We start from the raw sequence: 17,510 nt of genomic DNA, 5'->3' as shown, positions 1-17,510 counted from the left end.
AGAAAGAAAAAAATCTACCGCGGTGAAAAAAATGGGCTATTAATGAGTTGTTAATGGATTATTAATGAGTTGTTAATGGATTATTTAAGTCAAAAATAACGCTAAAGCTAACTTAGAAACATGGTCAGGCGTAGCTGGGCAGCGTATGATGATGCCTTTAGCATGACGGGGCTGAGTATGAACATTATTGCCGATGAAAATTTAGCATTAACCGATTATTTTTTTGCTGATTTGGGGACAGTACAGCAACATGCAGGACGTCAGCTTCAGGCGGCTCAGCTCAAGGATGCCGAACTACTTTTAGTTCGTTCTGTCACAGCAGTAAATCAGGCTTTATTGCAAGGTAGCGCAATTAAGTTTGTGGGGAGCGCGACCATTGGTACAGATCATTTAGATATCGATTACTTAGAACAGCAACAGATTACTTGGGCAAATGCCGCGGGCTGTAATGCTCAGGCGGTTGCAGAGTATGTGATTGCTGCAATTTTAGCGGTGCAACCGCAGCAATTATACCGTGGTCAACAGTTTTGTTTGGGCATTGTTGGATTGGGCAATGTGGGAACCCGTTTAGCGCGTGTGGCAGAACGGTTGGGATGGCGAGTTATTGCCTATGATCCCTTTTGTCAAAGTACGCAAACTCAACAGGTCTCTTGGCAAGATGTATTGGCACAAAGCGATGCCATTTCGATTCATGTGCCGTTAACCCATGATGGCGAACATCCGACTTATCATTTATTTGACCAAAAGGCGTTGGCACAGATGCCAGCCCATAGCATGCTGATTAATTCTGCACGTGGCGCAGTGGTCGAAGAACAAGCTTTGATTGAGAATATCATGGCAACAGGGCGTGCAGTGGTGCTTGACGTCTTTGAACATGAACCTAAAATTTCACAGCAATTATTGTCCTTACTCAGTTTGGCGACGCCACATATTGCCGGTTATAGCTTAGAAGGCAAGGCGCGTGGTACACAAATGATTTATGAGGCATATTGTCGTAGTGTTGCTTTACCTACAGATAAAACATTTCGCAGTCAACTCACTACTGCCGAGAGCTTATACCAAAACGAAAGCTTACAAGATTTTCTAGCGCAGCACTTAACGCAGATTTATGCAATACGTGAAGATGATCAAAAGCTTAGGGCATGTTTGCGTCACGGGCAGATTGAGCCAGCTGCATTTGATGATTTACGAAAACATTACCCATTGCGCCGTGAATGGTCTGCACATGGTCTACCATGTTTTGCGGAGTAAGAGAGATGACTCAATTGAATTATCAACCAACCTGTTCCTTACAAGCCTTACAACAACGTGCTCAGTTGTATGGTCAAATTCGTCATTTTTTTGCGCAACGTCAAGTGCTGGAGGTTGAGACACCTGTTTTATCACAAGCAGCTGTCACTGATGTACATTTACAATCCATTGCTGCACAGCGTCAATTACACGGTAAGTGTCAGACGCATTATTTACAGACCTCACCAGAGTTTGCCATGAAACGTTTGCTGGCGAGTGGAAGTGGTGCGATTTACCAAATCTGTAAAGTATTTCGTAATGATGAACATGGTCGCAAACACAATAGCGAATTTACTATGTTGGAGTGGTACCGACCTCACTTTGATTTAAATGATCTCATGGCTGAAGTGACAGATTTATTAAACACGGTTCTGCCCACTACATTACAACACGCGCCGCAACAGCTCAGTTATAAACAAGCATTTCTACAGCGTTTAAAGATCAATCCTTTACAAGCAGATTTGGCGCAACTCAAAGCATTGGCTATCGATAATGCGCTGGATATAGATTTAGCTGACGATCGGCTGGCGTATATCGACTTGTTATTCTCGCACTGCATTGAACCTGATCTTGGGTGTACAGGACCAGTTTATTTAAGGGATTTTCCACCAGAAATGGCATCCCTTGCCAAAGTACGGCAGGATGAAGATGGTGAGTGGGTTGCTGCACGTTTTGAACTTTATATCAATGGCTTAGAGCTTGCTAATGCTTATGATGAACTGATTGATGCGACGGTTTTAGCCGAGCGTTTTGCAGAAGATAATGCACAGCGTGAAGCAAGGGGATTAGCGGCAATGCCGATAGATCATCACTTACTTGCAGCATTACCACATATGCCATCTTGTGCAGGGATTGCATTAGGGATAGACCGCTTATTAATGGTGATTGGTGCTTATACGCAACTGGACCAAGTCATTGCCTTTCCTGCTGAAATTTCCTAAAGCATTGAGAATGCTTCGCAGGAGCAAGACGATTTATTGGCGCGATGATTAAGTCTTTAATTTTACAGTTTCACGACGGTGTCTTATCGGTGTTCATCCCATGCTTGGAGCTCGTATTGTCACTTTTTAAAAAGTGACGCAAAACTTTTTCATTCACAAAACCTGTTTAATGGCATCAACCTACTCACTATTTCGCAGAAACAAGACAGTCTGCTGACGGGCAGGTTGTGAATGATTTTCCGCGTAGCAGATTGAATAGAATGATTAAGTTTTTAATTATTTATTTAAAAAAAACAATAAATTAGTTGTTGATGTTGGAGGTTGTACACCAAGTAATGACCGAATGTTACTTGGTGTGGTCGGGTTATTCTGCTGCAAGTGGTGATGGGTTTTGCTTTTTATATTGTCCAATGGCTTCAATGCGCCGTGTAATGAGCATCTCGCCGATGTCAGCAGGTTTTAAATCTTTGGGTAAGCTGTGGGCTTTAATGCTGCGAGCGACCTCTGCGACGGCTAAGATAAACTGGGCTTGCGGGTAGTCGCGATTTTCAAAGTGCAAACGCCCTTTGGCATCACATTCACAGGCCTGACTAAAAGCGACGACACGTTCGGGACGACGTAATACATCAAGCCGTTGTAATAAACGCCAAATGGTACCTGCTTTTAATTGATAGATTTGATGACATTTTAAATGTTCTTTACAGACCACCAATGCCAGTTGTTTGAGTTGTGTTGGCACTTTTAAACGCTCACAGAGAGCGGTAACAGGCTCGATACCACGTTGTTCATGTAAAATATGACGAGGCAATTGCTCCGCTGGGGTGAGCGCCTTACCAAGATCATGCACCAGTACGGCAAAACGCACCTCTAAACTGTAGTTGGCTTGGCAGGCTTGTTGTAAGGACATTAAGGTGTGAATGCCACAGTCAATTTCTGGATGATATTCTGCACGTTGTGGCACGCCAAATAATGCATCAATCTCTGGAAATAAAACTTTAAGCGCACCGCATTGTCTGAGAACTTCAAAATAAACCTCAGCACGGGCTTCCATGAGTGCACGTGAGGTTTCTTTCCAAACCCGTTCTGCACTTAAATGATTGAGCTCACCCGATTGAGCAAGCTGTTGCATGAGTGCTAATGTTTCTGTGGCAACACGAAAGCCATAAGCTGCATAACGTGCAGCAAAACGTGCGACCCGCAATACCCGTAAAGGATCTTCTGCAAAAGCTGGGGAGACATGACGGAGTATTTTATTTTCAATGTCTTGTTGTCCCTGATAGGGATCATAAATATGACCAGCATCATCCATGGCAATGGCATTGATAGTCAGATCACGGCGTTGTAAATCATCTTCTAGGCTGACATCGGCTGCGGTATAAAATTCAAAGCCATGATAACCTTGTCCTGACTTGCGTTCAGTACGGGCGAGCGCATATTCTTCGTGGGTTTCTGGATGTAAAAATACAGGAAAGTCTTTACCTACAGCTTGGAAGCCTAAGGCGAGTAATTGTTCTGGGCTGGAGCCGACAACCACATAATCCTTTTCGTGATAGGGGTGACCAAGTAATTGGTCGCGTACTGCACCACCGACTAAATAAATTTGCATGAAAAAACCTCTAATCTACATGCAATCATGCAACAGAATAGAGGTTTTCTCAAGTCAGATACAGCGGTGCGGTGCACCGAATGTATTAATTTTTACTTTGTTGAATCTCAGCCACGGTTAAAGCAGTCATATTCACCAAACGACGTGTTGTTGCAGTCGGTGTCAAGATATGCACAGGCTTGGCCGCACCGAGTAAAATCGGTCCAATGGTAACGTTATTACCTGAGGTTGATTTTAATAGGTTAAATGAGATATTGGCTGCATCAAGGTTTGGCATGATCAAGAGATTGGCTGAACCTTTGAAACGACCATTCGGGAAGGCAAATTGACGAATATTTTCATCCAATGCTGCATCACCATGCATCTCACCTTCAACTTCTAGCTCAGGCGCAATTTCATGCAGGATTTCATAGACACGACGCATTTTTTGTGCACTTGGATCGTATTGGTCAGAACCAAAACTCGAGTGTGACAATAGCGCAATACGCGGTGTCATGCCAAAGCGACGTACTTCTTCAGCAGCTAGAATAGTCATTTCAGCCAATTGTTCTGCAGTCGGGTCTACATTGACATAGGTATCCGCAATGAATAGATTGCGATCTTGTAGCATCAACGCATTGAGGGTAAAGAAGTTGTTACGACCTTCTTTAAGACCAATGATGTTTTTGACAAAGTCGAGATGGATGTCATAGCTAGAATACGTACCACATAACATACCATCGGCATGCCCGTGTTTGACCAACATCGCTGCGATCAAGGTAGAACGACGACGTGCTTCACGCTGTGCATATTCAGTTGTTACACCTTTACGCTGCATGATTTGGTAGTAGTCTTCCCAAAATTCTTGATAGAACGCGTTGTTTTCTTGGTCAACAATTTGAATGTTTTCACCATGTTGTAAGCGTAAGCCCAATTTTTTGATATTGGCTTCGATGACTGCTGTACGACCGACTAAAATCGGTTGTGCCAAACCTTCATCAACGGCAATTTGTGCTGCACGTAATACACGGTTGTCTTCACCTTCCGCATAAGCAATACGTTTGGGAGCCGATTTCGCTTGCGCGAAAATTGGCTTCATGATGAAGGCAGAGTTATAGACAAACTCTGATAGACGTTGACGATATGCAGCAAAATCTTCGATTGGACGTGATGCCACACCGGAATCCATTGCCGCTTTGGCAACCGCTGGTGCGATTTCTAAAATCAAGCGTTGATCGAGTGGGCGTGGAATGAGGTAATCACGACCAAAAGAAGCTGATTTTTCACCATATGTTGCCGCATCTGCTTCAATATGTGCCATACGCGCAATGGCATGTACACAGGCAATCTTCATGTCTTCATTGATGGTGGTTGCACCGACATCTAAAGCACCACGGAAGATATAAGGGAAGCATAATGCGTTATTGACTTGGTTGGGGTAGTCAGAACGACCTGTTGCCATAATCACATCCGGACGTACCTCATGTGCATGTTCTGGCAAAATCTCTGGATCTGGGTTAGCCAGTGCAAAGATAATCGGGTCATTTGCCATTTGTTTAACCATCTCTTTGGTTAAAATACCCGCTGCAGATAAACCTAAGAACATGTCTGCACCAGCAATCACATCTTGTAATTGGGTTGCAGTAATATCTTGCACATAACGTAATTTAGATTGGTCTAAACCTTCACGCGCAGTGGTAATCAGACCGCGCGAGTCCGCCACAATGATATTTTCTTTTTTGACACCGAGTGCACAGAGTAAATCTAGGCAAGACAGTGCAGCTGCACCAGCACCTGAGGCAACAATTTTGATTTCATCAATCTTTTTGCCGTTAAGTTTGAGCGCATTGAGTAATGCTGAACCGACAATAATCGAAGTACCATGCTGGTCATCATGGAATACCGGAATATTCATACGTTCACGCAATTTGCGTTCGATATAGAAACATTCTGGTGCTTTGATATCTTCGAGGTTAATCCCGCCAAAAGTAGGTTCTAATGCGGCAACAAGATCAACAATTTTGTCTGGATCATTTTCTGCGATTTCTAAGTCAAAAACGTCTATACCCGCAAACTTTTTGAATAGAACGCCTTTACCTTCCATCACCGGTTTTGAGGCAAGTGGGCCAATATTACCAAGCCCTAATACTGCAGTACCGTTACTAATTACCGCAACAAGATTACCACGGGCGGTGTAAAGTGCTGCTTTAGCTGGGTCTTTTTCAATTTCTAAACATGGTGCGGCAACACCAGGTGAATAGGCTAAAGCCAAGTCATGTTGGTTAACCAGTTGTTTACTGGGAATAACACTAATTTTTCCTGGGGTGGGAAATTCATGATAATACAAGGCTTGCTTTTTTAAAGATTGTTCGTCCATTTAAATCCCGTCGATCACAGCAACCAGCTTGGCTGGTTACTTTAGCTAAATTACTAGAAAATATCATTTGAATATATCACTTGTTTTGGTGTACGGACAGTGTAAAAAGTACTTTTAAAATAGTATTTGCTTTATTGTTGTTTTAATGATTTCTAAAAATTCAGCAGAACTTGAGCTAGAAAAATGATTTATTATAATTTAGCTTATTTATACGCAATTTAGTTTAATGAAAAAACACAATTAGCCATTGGTCTTATTCTGATTGTCTAGTTTAAATTGCTTTAAATATGCACTACTTTCAGCTGCGCTGAGGGGTTTTGCAAAGTAAAAGCCTTGCAAAATATAACAACCACGTGATTTGAGATATTCAACTTGAGCCGCAGTTTCCACGCCTTCAGCAACCATAATCATGTCTAAGGCATCACCCATGGCGATAATCGCATCAACAATGGCTTCGTCCTTGGCATGACCAATTTTAGCAATAAAGGCTTTATCAATTTTGAGGATGTCGATAGGGTACTGCGCTAAATAAGATAATGAAGAATAGCCACGACCAAAATCATCTAAAGAAAAATTAATACCACGTTGTTTAAGATTGTTAAGTAATTCTAAAACTGCATCGGATTGATCTAATAATGACGACTCGGTCAATTCTAATTCAAGTTGTTCCCCAGCAATACCATATTCAGCCAAAGCGCTATCGATATCCTTTAATAACTCACCACGTAAAATTTGTTGTGCAACAATATTGACCGAAATATGAATCTGGTTATAACCCATCAAGCGCCATTGTTTCAGCTGTTTACAACTTTCAGAAATAACAAATTTACCAATATCTGAAATAAGGCTGCTTTCTTCTGCCATTGGAATAAACAGTGCGGGAGGAATTAAACCACGTATTGGGTGCTGCCAACGGACCAGTGCTTCAAAGCCATAAAGGCTTTGCGTTAAGCTACAGATTTTAGGCTGATAATAAACCACCAACTGATTACGGATCAGGACTTGTTGTAAGTCGTATTTTAAGCTGCGTTGATCATTGGAAATAAAATGATCATGGTTATGATAGTAGCGAATAGCATTGCCGCCAATACGTTGTGCTTCATATAAAGCATATTGGGCATTGTTGTTGAGTTCATCGACATGTTGCCCATGCTCTGGGTATAAAGCAACGCCAATAGAGAAGTTTAAAATATGCTCGCTATCATATAAATGATAGGGGATTTTGAGTTCAGCAAATAGTTTATCCAAAAACTGTTGTATATAAACTGGCGCATTGTCTAGCTCATAGATAATGGCAAAATCGTCATTATTGAGATAGGCGAGTAACTGTACATTTTGGCATAGATGGTTTAAACGTTGTGCGACCAGCTGAATTAGACCATCACCGAGTAGCTGATTATTCAGTTCATTATAAACGCCAAAACGGTCTATTCGAATTCGAATGAGCGCAAAACGCTGAATGGCAGATGTGCTACTAATATAATGATTGAGTTTGAGATTAAAATAAAAACGATTGGGTAAATTGGTGAGTAGATCGTAATTTTCTAAATAGCGGACACGTTGTTCTTGCTGCTTTTGCTGTGTGAGGTCACTGATAATACCGACATAATGGCTAATCTGTTGTTGTTCATCACGAATGGCATTGATGCGTAAACGTAAAACCAATTCTTTTCCAGACGCTAATTTTTCTGTAATTTCACCTGCATATTCGCCGTCTTGTCGAAGTTTTTCAATAATAAGCTGATGGTGCTGTTGGGCAATATATTCATTTTTGGAACATAAGTGAAATAGATACTGTCCCACGACATGTTCTTTGTCGAGACCCAGTAGTTTTTCATAGCAGCTATTGATTTGTAGATAACGTAAATGCTGATCTAGAATAAAAACACTTTCTTTTAGCTTATGAAAAATAATACTGCCTAGTTTTAATTGCGCTTGATCATTTTGTTCTTGTTGAAAATCTCGAAACAGACCAATCATTTTAATGGGATTATTTTGTTGATCGCGTTGGGTTACTTGACCAATATCTTGAATCCAATGCCAGTCTTCACCAGAGCGTAGGCGATAAATCATTTCAAAACGAGGTGTCTTGCCTAGCAAGTGTTGCTTCATGGCATGACGATAATCCGCGCGGTCATCGGGATGAATCAATTGTTGGAATTTTTCATTATCTGGGCTGAGTAAAGCCAAACCGGGTTTGGAGTTAATTTCAAAATGACTTTTTTGAATATTCCAAACCCAAGCATTCATACTGGCGATTTGATGGGCAAAGCGTAAGTGATTGCTGGTATAGGGGTCTACAGGTTGGGTTGGCGTACAGTAGATGCAGGTGGTGCAACTTAATACGGTGGTGGCACAGCCATGTGTTGGATCGGATATGCTGTTATCTTGATCGGATTGTTTATTATTTGATTTTTTCATATTTTCTATTGTGGCGTGTGCTGTTGTATTGTTGCGTATTACGCTATTGGGGGCTGATGATAAATCGCATGGTATACGAGTAGGCTGCCTATGACTATGATTTCTCTTAAGAAAAAATAAGCTTAATATGCATCCCAGCAATAACATACTGAGCCAAAGCAATAAAATGATATCGAAGGAATCAAATACCAAGCGCTGCTGTTGACTGATGAGGTATAGAATAGCGATTGCAGTAAAAATTAAATATAAAAATAGCGCGGGTAATTTATCTTTGAGTAAAATTAAAACCAGAATATAGAGTAAGTTTTCGGGCAAACGCCATAAAAATAAAAACAGAGCATGCACGTGTGTTATCGCATCGGCATAGTAACTATACATCGCAAGGTAATAAAAACCTTGTACTAAGGCAATGACAATAATAATGCCTTGATCATAGATTGAATCGCGAGGGCAGGGGGGAATCTCTGCATTTTTAGGCGTTTTTTTTGCCAAATAAGCAAAACTTAAGCCAAGGACAACCGTGCTGCATAGACTGTAAATAATACTAAAGCTGGTAAAATAGTCTGTTCCCAACAATGACAAGATCAGGTTATAGCCAATACTGAGCACAAGCCATATGATAAAAAGCTGCAACAGATATAAGGTGCGGTGAGACAATAACACCGCAATCTGATGCGAAAAGTTGGACTTTTCATGAGCTTTCAGCATGTGACGACCTACCTAATACAGTAGTGTTGATATCGAAGTAAAAGTTATCATTAAAACTAAATTACTTAATTATAACGATAAAGGCAATAAGTTATTGTGATGTAATTCATGCTATCTATAATTTTTGCTCTGAATAATGGAGTAATATCGATAAAGCGACAACTGGTGCAGTTTCTGTTCTTAAAATGCGTTCGCCTATTGACCATGCTTGGAAACCCTGAGCTTGAGCGGCTGCTATTTCAGCAGTACTGAGCCCACCTTCTGGACCGATTAACAGTGCAACATCCTGAGATAATTGCGAAAGTTGAGGGTTATTGTGTTGCTGCGGCGCCATCACCAAACGATCTTTAGGCAATGATGATGCCAGCCAATCCGCTAAAGCCAGTGGTGGTAAAATCTCGGGGACGATATTCATGCCACACTGTTCACAAGCCGCAATCGCAATCGCTTGCCAATGCTCTATTTTCTTTTGATCTCGATCGTATTTTAAGCGCATTTCACAACGCTCGGATGTGAGCAATTGGATTTGATGCACGCCCAACTCAGTGGCTTTTTGTATGGCATAATCCATACGATCGCCTTTACTCATTACTTGCCCTAAGCATACACGGTGATAGGGCGTACGATTGTCGGGAGTAAATTGTTCAAGGCGAACCGAAGCTTGTTTTTTATTGATATCAACTAAGGTGGCTAAATACTCCCCCCCTTGTCCATTAAATAAGGTGGCCTGATCACCACATTCGGCACGTAATACTTTGACCCAATGCTTAAACACGGTTTCGGTCAGGACTATCGTTTGATCACAACTTAAATCGCTGGCAATAAAAAAGCGTGGCATAAAATATCTCAATTTACAAAAATTTAAGCGTGACGTGTCTTGGAATGTCAATGACCGTAACGGCTAAAGCCTTAAAGCAAAGCGTGTCATGTTAAAATCTCTAGCAAATGTATTGCGACTTTTGCTACAAATCGGTATTGACGTCACCGAAAGCATATGGTTGCATTGCTAAAATTATTTTCGAAATACTAGCAAAAAAAATCAGTTTTGGCTGCCTTATCTTGCAAATATTATCAGGATATTCGATGAATGTCGGGACTGCCTCGGGCTATCAGAATATAGAACAGGATACCGATCAATAAACAGGATACCGGACAATATAAGTTGCTGGTCATCGTTGTTAAATCACATCCTTTGCTATGCATGACGCAAAAAGTAAGTGTCGAGGATGCAAAAAGCGATTGACCCGCATGATGCTTAGCATGCGATATTGAATACGCGTTCTATTTAACTGCTATGGTATTGGCGCTTTAGGGAGCAATACCATAGCTTGAGCTTGAGCTTGAAGTTAGTTAGGTGTGCTTAAACCAAGATCCATCACCAGCTGGCGCGTTGGTTGGCTTTGGTTCATGGTATAAAAATGTAGTGCAGGTGCGCCGCCCGCCAATAAACGCTCACATAATTTGAGCACAACCTCGTGACCAAAAGCACGAATACTCTGGCTATCATCGCCATAGCCTTGTAATTGCTTGCGAATCCAACGTGGAATTTCTGCACCAGTCCCATCTGCGAAGCGAATAAGATTGCTGGCATTGGTGATTGGCATTATCCCTGGCGCGATAGGGATGTCTATGCCGGCTTGTTGCACACGTTCGACAAAGTAAAAATAAGCGTCTGGATTAAAAAAGAATTGGGTAATTGCAGCATTGGCTCCAGCTTGTACTTTGGCAACAAAGTTTTGGATATCGGCATCAAAGCTCTGTGCTTGCGGGTGCATCTCTGGGTAGGCAGCGACTTCAATGTGAAAATGATCGCCGCTATGTTGACGAATAAACCGTACCAAATGCTCGGCATAGGGCAGTTCGCCCAAACCGACTTGTCCTGAAGGTAAATCCCCACGTAGTGCAACCACACGATCAATGCCTTGAGCCTTATAAAGATCTAATAATTCAGCAATACGGATTTTATGATCACCAATACAAGATAAGTGCGGGGCAACGGCACTGCCTTTTTGATTGAAATCTTGTATGGCAGCTAAGGTGCGCTCACGGGTAGATCCACCTGCACCGTAGGTCACGGAGAAAAATTCTGGTTGTAAGCTTTGTAGTTGTTGATGAACGATACGTAATTTTTCAGCCCCAACATCAGTTTTAGTCGGGAAAAATTCAAAAGAAATGGGTACAGTGCGGCTCATATGTTTTTCCTGAGCTATCCATCATGCGTTGGCACGATGGATAGACATTCACATGTGCTTATTTTATAAGAATTAATTTTATAAGGTTTAAGCAGCAGATCTTAATATTTATAGCTATCAGATTTAAATGGACCTTCGACGGCAACACCTAAATAATCAGCTTGTTCGGTTGTTAATTGGGTTAATACACCGCCAAAACCACTGACCATTGCAGCAGCAACTTCTTCATCGAGTTTTTTCGGTAATACTTCTACACGAATATGACTGGCTTTTTCAGCAGCAGGCAGTGCAGCAAATTTTTCAGCAAATAAATGCATTTGCGCCAGTACCTGGTTGGCAAAAGAACCATCCATGACACGAGAAGGATGGCCGGTAGCATTGCCCAAGTTTACCAAACGACCTTCAGAGAGTAAGATCAGATAATCGTGTTCTTGTGCACTGCGATAGACTTGATGGACTTGTGGCTTCACTTCAACCCATTGATAACCACGTAAATAGTTGGTATCAATTTCAGTGTCAAAGTGACCAATATTACAAACCACAGCACCAGCTTTGAGTGAATCTAGCATGGCAGCATCGCAGACATGGTAGTTCCCCGTTGTGGTCACGATCAGGTCGGTATTTTGTAGAAGATGCTGGTTGATATCTTCGACTTTGCCAGTTTGTACGCCATTTTGATATGGAGACACCACTTCAAAACCATCCATACAAGCTTGCATGGCACAGATTGGATCAACTTCAGTTACACGAACGATCATGCCTTCTTGACGTAAAGATTGAGCAGACCCTTTACCTACATCACCATAACCAATCACTAATGCACGGCGACCAGATAACAGCATATCGGTTGCACGTTTGATGGCATCGTTGAGTGAATGGCGGCAACCATATTTATTGTCATTTTTCGATTTGGTGATCGAGTCATTGACGTTGATTGCAGGTACCTTCAGTGTTCCTGCTTTCCACATTTCATGTAGACGTTGCACGCCTGTGGTGGTTTCTTCAGTAACACCGTGAATATGATCAAGTAGTTCTGGGTATTTTTGATGCACCAAAGCGGTTAAATCACCACCATCGTCCAAAATCATGTTGGCATCCCAAGGTTGACCATTGGCATGAATTTGTTGCTCTAGACACCATTCATATTCTGCTTCTGTTTCGCCTTTCCATGCAAAAACAGGAATACCGCGGGCAGCAATGGCGGCAGCGGCATGATCTTGGGTCGAGAAAATATTACAAGAGGTCCAACGTACTTCTGCGCCTAATTCAACTAAAGTTTCAATTAAGACAGCAGTTTGGATGGTCATGTGAATACAACCAAGAATTTTGGCACCCGCGAGTGGCTTGCTTGCCGCATAGCGACGACGTAAGCCAATCAGCGCTGGCATTTCTGCTTCAGCGAGTTTAATTTCCTTACGACCGTAATCGGCAAGGTTGATATCGGCAACTTTATAATCTGTAAAGGCAGCATTGACCGCGTTCATCAGGATCTCCTAGGCATAATAATAGATTGAACCATTCTGTTCGCGGATGCCGTTGTTCATCACTGGGGTGATTGCTGTCGAGCCTGGCAGTGTGTTGGAAAAATTGTTGGGGGATATTTTTCCAATCGCAAAGTTGCAGCATCCCTCGACCAGCGAACATTGTACTGATTATTGCTGGCGCATCCAATGCTATTTAAATAACATTTTTTCACAATCATCAAAATATTTGCTGCAAATACCAAGATGAGGACGGGGAATTTGAAGCGTTGGTAATATATAAAAATATCTCGTAAAAACAACAGTAATATGCTGGGGTCGTTTACAATCACGAGGCTAGAAAAAATGAAAGGGATGAAACACAATGAGTCAGGTCTTTGATTTAGAGATCAACGTCGAGGCGAAACATATTGATGCATTAGGGCATGTCAATAATGTGGTCTACGTGCAATGGATGCAGGATGTGGCAACAGCACATTCAGAACAATTGGGCTTAGGGGTTGAGCAATATGTACAACTTAAACATGCCATGGTGGCGGTAGAGCATCATGTACAGTACCGCAAAGCGGCTTTACAAGGTGATCGCCTTATTTTGCGGACCTGGTTAAGTGATCTAAATGCATTGTATTCGACCCGACAATATCTGTTTTATCGACCACAGGATCGTAGCGTTGTGTTTACAGCGCAGACCAAATGGGCTTGTGTCGAGTTGGCAACGGGGCGCCCCAAACGGATGTCTCCAAGCTTTAGTCAGGCATATCAAGTTTGTGATGATCTTAGTCACATTCAAAATTTTCAGGCTTATGATGAACCCGATAAGCTGTAGCATGAAGTAGCCATTGCTGTAAAAACACTGTAGCGATGGGCGTAGCGTGATCTTATTTTTAGGCAGCAAGTTTAAATCAGGAAAAAAAGGAATGATGCAAGTCATAGATTTCTTTTGGAATAGTCGTGTATCTCTTATTTAATAAGTCTTCCCTTGCAGCAACTTCTCCGTAGGCACCGACAGCAGATCAACGCAGTAACATGATCTTGGCAATAGGATTTTGCTAGCACGATTTTGACTATAGATTTTGCTAACACAATCTTAGCAATACGATCTTAGCAATAGCTCTTGGCAATAGATCTTAGCAAAATAATGCAGCAGCCAAGCATATCAGTACAGTGTTGAGACTGGCTAAGGGTGGCGGATGAGGCCGGTTATGCAAAGGGCACAACATGGATGTTGATGCGTGGATGGGGGGAAAGCACCGTATGATGCCTACACATGGCATGGTGATGGACCCGTTCCCTGTACGATGCGATGAGCGATCACGGCGTGCAATGGGATCATTCTACATTGGCATCTTTTGATACAACACTCTAGCTCAAAGGTTGATTGAGTTCGACTTGCCCGATAAATGTTGATTCCACATGACTGCACTTGATCCAAAACTGACCGAAAAATTTTTACAGCAGCTGCGTCCTTTGTTGCATGGTGATATTGATGCTTCTGATGCATGCCAAACGGTTTATGCAACAGATAACTCTATTTATCAATGGCGCCCCCAGGCGGTCATTTATCCACGGCATATTGAAGACCTACAATGCATTATGCAACTGGCTCATCATGCCGACTATCATAATCTGGTGATTAGTCCACGTGGCGGTGGTACCGGAACCAATGGTCAGTCGCTCACCTCAGGCATTGTGGTCGACTTATCACGCCATATGAATAAAATTCTACACATCGATCCTGTGGCACAGACGGCATGGGTCGAAGCTGGCGTGGTCAAAGATCAGCTGAATGCAGCGCTTAAACCTTATGGTTTATTTTTCGCACCCGAATTATCGACCTCAAACCGTGCCACCATCGGCGGCATGATCAATACCGATGCTAGTGGGCAGGGCAGTTGCCGCTATGGCAAAACCCATCATCATGTTTTGTGCTTAAACACGGTACTCAATGATGGCGAATTAATACAGTCTGAAGCCGTTGCCTTGGCAGATTTAGAGCATTTTCTGGCAGATAAAAGCCCAAGGCAACAACAGCTTTATCGGCAAGTACAGCGTTTATTGACAGAGCATCAAGCTCTGATTAAACGCAGCTTTCCAGATTTAAACCGTTCTCTGACGGGTTATGATTTGCCAGCCACTTATGCAGATGGCAAGTTGAATTTAAACAATTTACTCTGCGGCAGTGAGGGAACACTGGGACTGATTGCCAGTGCTAAATTAAATCTGTTAAAGATTCCAAAGCATCGGGCGTTGATTAATATTGGCTATGCACATTTTCAAGAGGCTTTGCAAGATGCTAAAGCCTTAATGCACTTACAGCCTTTGTCGATTGAAACCGTCGATTCCAAAGTTTTAAAATTGGCGCAGCAAGATATGGTGTGGCGTAATGTCGCAGTTTATTTTCCAGAAAGTCCAGACTATGCAATACAAGGCATTAACTTGGTGGAAATTGATGCCGAAAGCGCTGAGCAATTGGCGCATTTAGAACAGGCATTCTTGGCACATTTACAACAAGATCAAAGCGTACAACGTTTGACACAGACTGTGGCACGCGGCGCTGAAGCCATTCAACATGTTTATGCGATGCGTAAGCGCGCAGTGGGTTTATTGGGGAATGTCGCAGGAGAAAAACGCCCACAGCCTTTTGTGGAAGATACTGCAGTACCACCAGAACATTTGGCTGATTATATTCAAGAATTTCGTGCCTTGTTAGATGCGCATCAGCTTGATTATGGCATGTTCGGGCATGTAGATGCTGGTGTGCTGCATGTGCGTCCCTTACTCGATATGAAACAACCCGAATCCGCCCAGTTGGTAGAGACCATTAGTGAGCAGGTCGTTGCCTTGACGCATCGCTATGGTGGGGTGATTTGGGGGGAGCATGGCAAGGGCTTACGTTCAGCCTATGCACCGGTTTTCTTTGCTGAAGCCTATCCACTATTACAACAAATCAAAGCTTGGTTTGATCCCTATCACCAGCTAAATCCCGGAAAAATTGCTACGCCAGCCCATCAACCCAAACAACGTTTGTTAGGCGTGCTGGAAGTGCCGCTTCGGGGACAGTTTGATCGACAGATTCAGCCTCAGGATTGGCAGAGTTTTGGCAGCACTATGCATTGTAATGGTAATGGCGCATGTTTTAACTACGATCTAGATGACCCGATGTGCCCATCCTATAAAGTGACACGTCATCGGATTCATTCACCCAAAGGGCGCGCCACCTTGGTTAAAGAATGGCTGCGCCGTGAAGCGCAAGCCGAACAACAGGCAGATTTTGATCTCGAAGTGTATGATGCCTTACATGGGTGTTTGTCTTGTAAATCCTGTGCAGGGCAATGCCCTGTCAAGGTGGATATTCCAGATGCCAAGGCGAGGTTTTTAAATCGGTTTTATCAGCGACATCGACGACCTTTGCGGGATTATTTGGTCAGTCACCTTGAGCAGTTTATTCCCAAGTTGCTTCCCATTGCGCCGCTGTATAATCTATTGCAGCAATTGCCTGTGTTTAAATATTTGCAGCGAAAAATATTTGCGATGGTGGATGCGCCATTATTTCATCCTCAAGCCAAAGCTGACTTGGCTGCATATGGTGCCATTGTGCTGGATCAAAGCCTGTCCGCTTTAACGCAACCGATCGACCCTCACCAAGCCGCACTGATTTTGGTACAAGATGCATTTACCCGTTATTTTGATACCGCGGTATTGCTCGATAGCTTAAGCGTACTCAAAGCATTAGGCGTACAGGTTTATATTTTACCGTATTTCCCCAATGCCAAGCCCTTACATGTCCATGGTTTTTTGGAAGCTTTTGAACAGAAACGCGCCCAAAGCATTGCTTTGCTGAATCGCGCGGCACAGTCTGGTTTGCCGCTAGTGGGCTTGGACCCTGCGATGACTTTGGTGTATCGCCAAGAATATCGAAGCCACTATCATACGGCGGTACCCGTATTTGAAGGACAGGTGCAGTTATTACAAGAATGGCTCAGTGCTTGGTTAGTGACACAACCTGCACTTTTACCGACACCTCTAGATGGCGCTGTACAGCCCTCACCTAGGGTGAAATATTATCTTGCTGGGCATTGTACCGAGCGCACCCAAGCCACGGCATCCAGCAGTCAATGGCAACAGATTTTTGCGCACTTTGGTTTACAGTTAGAAACTTTAGCTCTGGGCTGTTGTGGCATGTCAGGGACTTATGGACATGAGGCAGAACATCAAGCCTTGTCTGCCAAAATTTATCAGCAATCTTGGCAAGACAAGCAACAGCAATATGCCGAGCAGCTACTGGTCACGGGCTACTCTTGCCGAAGTCAGATTAAGCGGATGGCGCAGCAAACAGCCCAGCATCCGATGCAGATTTTGGCAGCACGCCTATGCGCTGAGCAGCAGTAGACCAAGTTTGCTCTAGCGCTTTCTGGTGAGCGTCTTGCATTTTATTGGGTGTATTGGGCACATTTAAACTGTTGTAGCAATAGATCGCATTTTTGCAGATGTTTTAAAATGAGTCTGTTTCGCGAT

10 protein-coding genes are annotated in these 17,510 nt (G+C 42.9%); 4 read left to right on the top strand and 6 right to left on the bottom strand.

Translation table 11 applies throughout. From position 1 onward, the window contains the following. Positions 1–177: 177 nt before the first annotated feature. The gene (locus BFG52_RS12275; RefSeq protein ID WP_067559529.1) at positions 178–1,251 is read left to right on the top strand and encodes a 4-phosphoerythronate dehydrogenase; all 1,074 of its coding nucleotides are present in this window, start codon (positions 178–180) and stop codon (positions 1,249–1,251) included. Positions 1,252–1,256: 5 nt separating this feature from the next. After that, complete coding sequence (gene epmA / locus BFG52_RS12270) at positions 1,257–2,231, top strand: EF-P lysine aminoacylase EpmA (RefSeq protein WP_067556660.1); 975 nt, start codon at positions 1,257–1,259, stop codon at positions 2,229–2,231. A gap of 364 nt (positions 2,232–2,595) precedes the next feature. On the opposite strand, the gene BFG52_RS12265 is transcribed toward epmA, so the two are convergent. From BFG52_RS12265 to ahcY, 6 genes are all read right to left on the bottom strand, one after another. Further along, positions 2,596–3,837, bottom strand: a complete 1,242-nt coding sequence (locus tag BFG52_RS12265; protein WP_067556657.1) for a multifunctional CCA addition/repair protein — start codon at positions 3,835–3,837, stop codon at positions 2,596–2,598. Positions 3,838–3,922: 85 nt separating this feature from the next. Then, a complete protein-coding gene (locus BFG52_RS12260; protein WP_067556654.1) occupies positions 3,923–6,193 on the bottom strand; it encodes an NADP-dependent malic enzyme in 2,271 nt (756 codons plus the stop codon). Positions 6,194–6,433: 240 nt separating this feature from the next. Continuing rightward, positions 6,434–9,322, bottom strand: a complete 2,889-nt coding sequence (locus BFG52_RS12255; RefSeq protein ID WP_067556651.1) for a putative bifunctional diguanylate cyclase/phosphodiesterase — start codon at positions 9,320–9,322, stop codon at positions 6,434–6,436. 115 nt (positions 9,323–9,437) lie between these two features. Further along, positions 9,438–10,160, bottom strand: a complete 723-nt coding sequence (locus tag BFG52_RS12250; RefSeq protein ID WP_067556649.1) for a 16S rRNA (uracil(1498)-N(3))-methyltransferase — start codon at positions 10,158–10,160, stop codon at positions 9,438–9,440. Positions 10,161–10,668: 508 nt separating this feature from the next. Beyond that, a complete protein-coding gene (gene metF / locus BFG52_RS12245) occupies positions 10,669–11,514 on the bottom strand; it encodes a methylenetetrahydrofolate reductase [NAD(P)H] (protein ID WP_067556646.1) in 846 nt (281 codons plus the stop codon). A 101-nt stretch (positions 11,515–11,615) separates the two neighbouring features. Continuing rightward, positions 11,616–12,998, bottom strand: coding sequence for an adenosylhomocysteinase (gene ahcY / locus BFG52_RS12240; protein WP_067556643.1), 1,383 nt, complete (start codon positions 12,996–12,998; stop codon positions 11,616–11,618). Positions 12,999–13,359: 361 nt separating this feature from the next. On the opposite strand from ahcY, the gene BFG52_RS12230 reads away from it, so the two are divergent. Both BFG52_RS12230 and BFG52_RS12225 read left to right on the top strand, forming a co-directional pair. Continuing rightward, entirely contained in the window at positions 13,360–13,821 is a 462-nt protein-coding gene (locus BFG52_RS12230; protein WP_067556637.1) for an acyl-CoA thioesterase, read from the top strand. A 587-nt stretch (positions 13,822–14,408) separates the two neighbouring features. After that, positions 14,409–17,384 (top strand): FAD-binding and (Fe-S)-binding domain-containing protein, encoded by a 2,976-nt coding sequence (locus BFG52_RS12225; protein ID WP_067556634.1) that lies wholly within the window; start codon positions 14,409–14,411, stop codon positions 17,382–17,384. Positions 17,385–17,510 lie beyond the last annotated feature (126 nt).

The sequence above is a fragment of the Acinetobacter larvae genome (assembly GCF_001704115.1).
Taxonomy (GTDB): domain Bacteria; phylum Pseudomonadota; class Gammaproteobacteria; order Pseudomonadales; family Moraxellaceae; genus Acinetobacter; species Acinetobacter larvae.
Note: the sequence above shows the minus strand (reverse complement) of the source record. Positions and strands in the feature narration are given on the sequence as shown.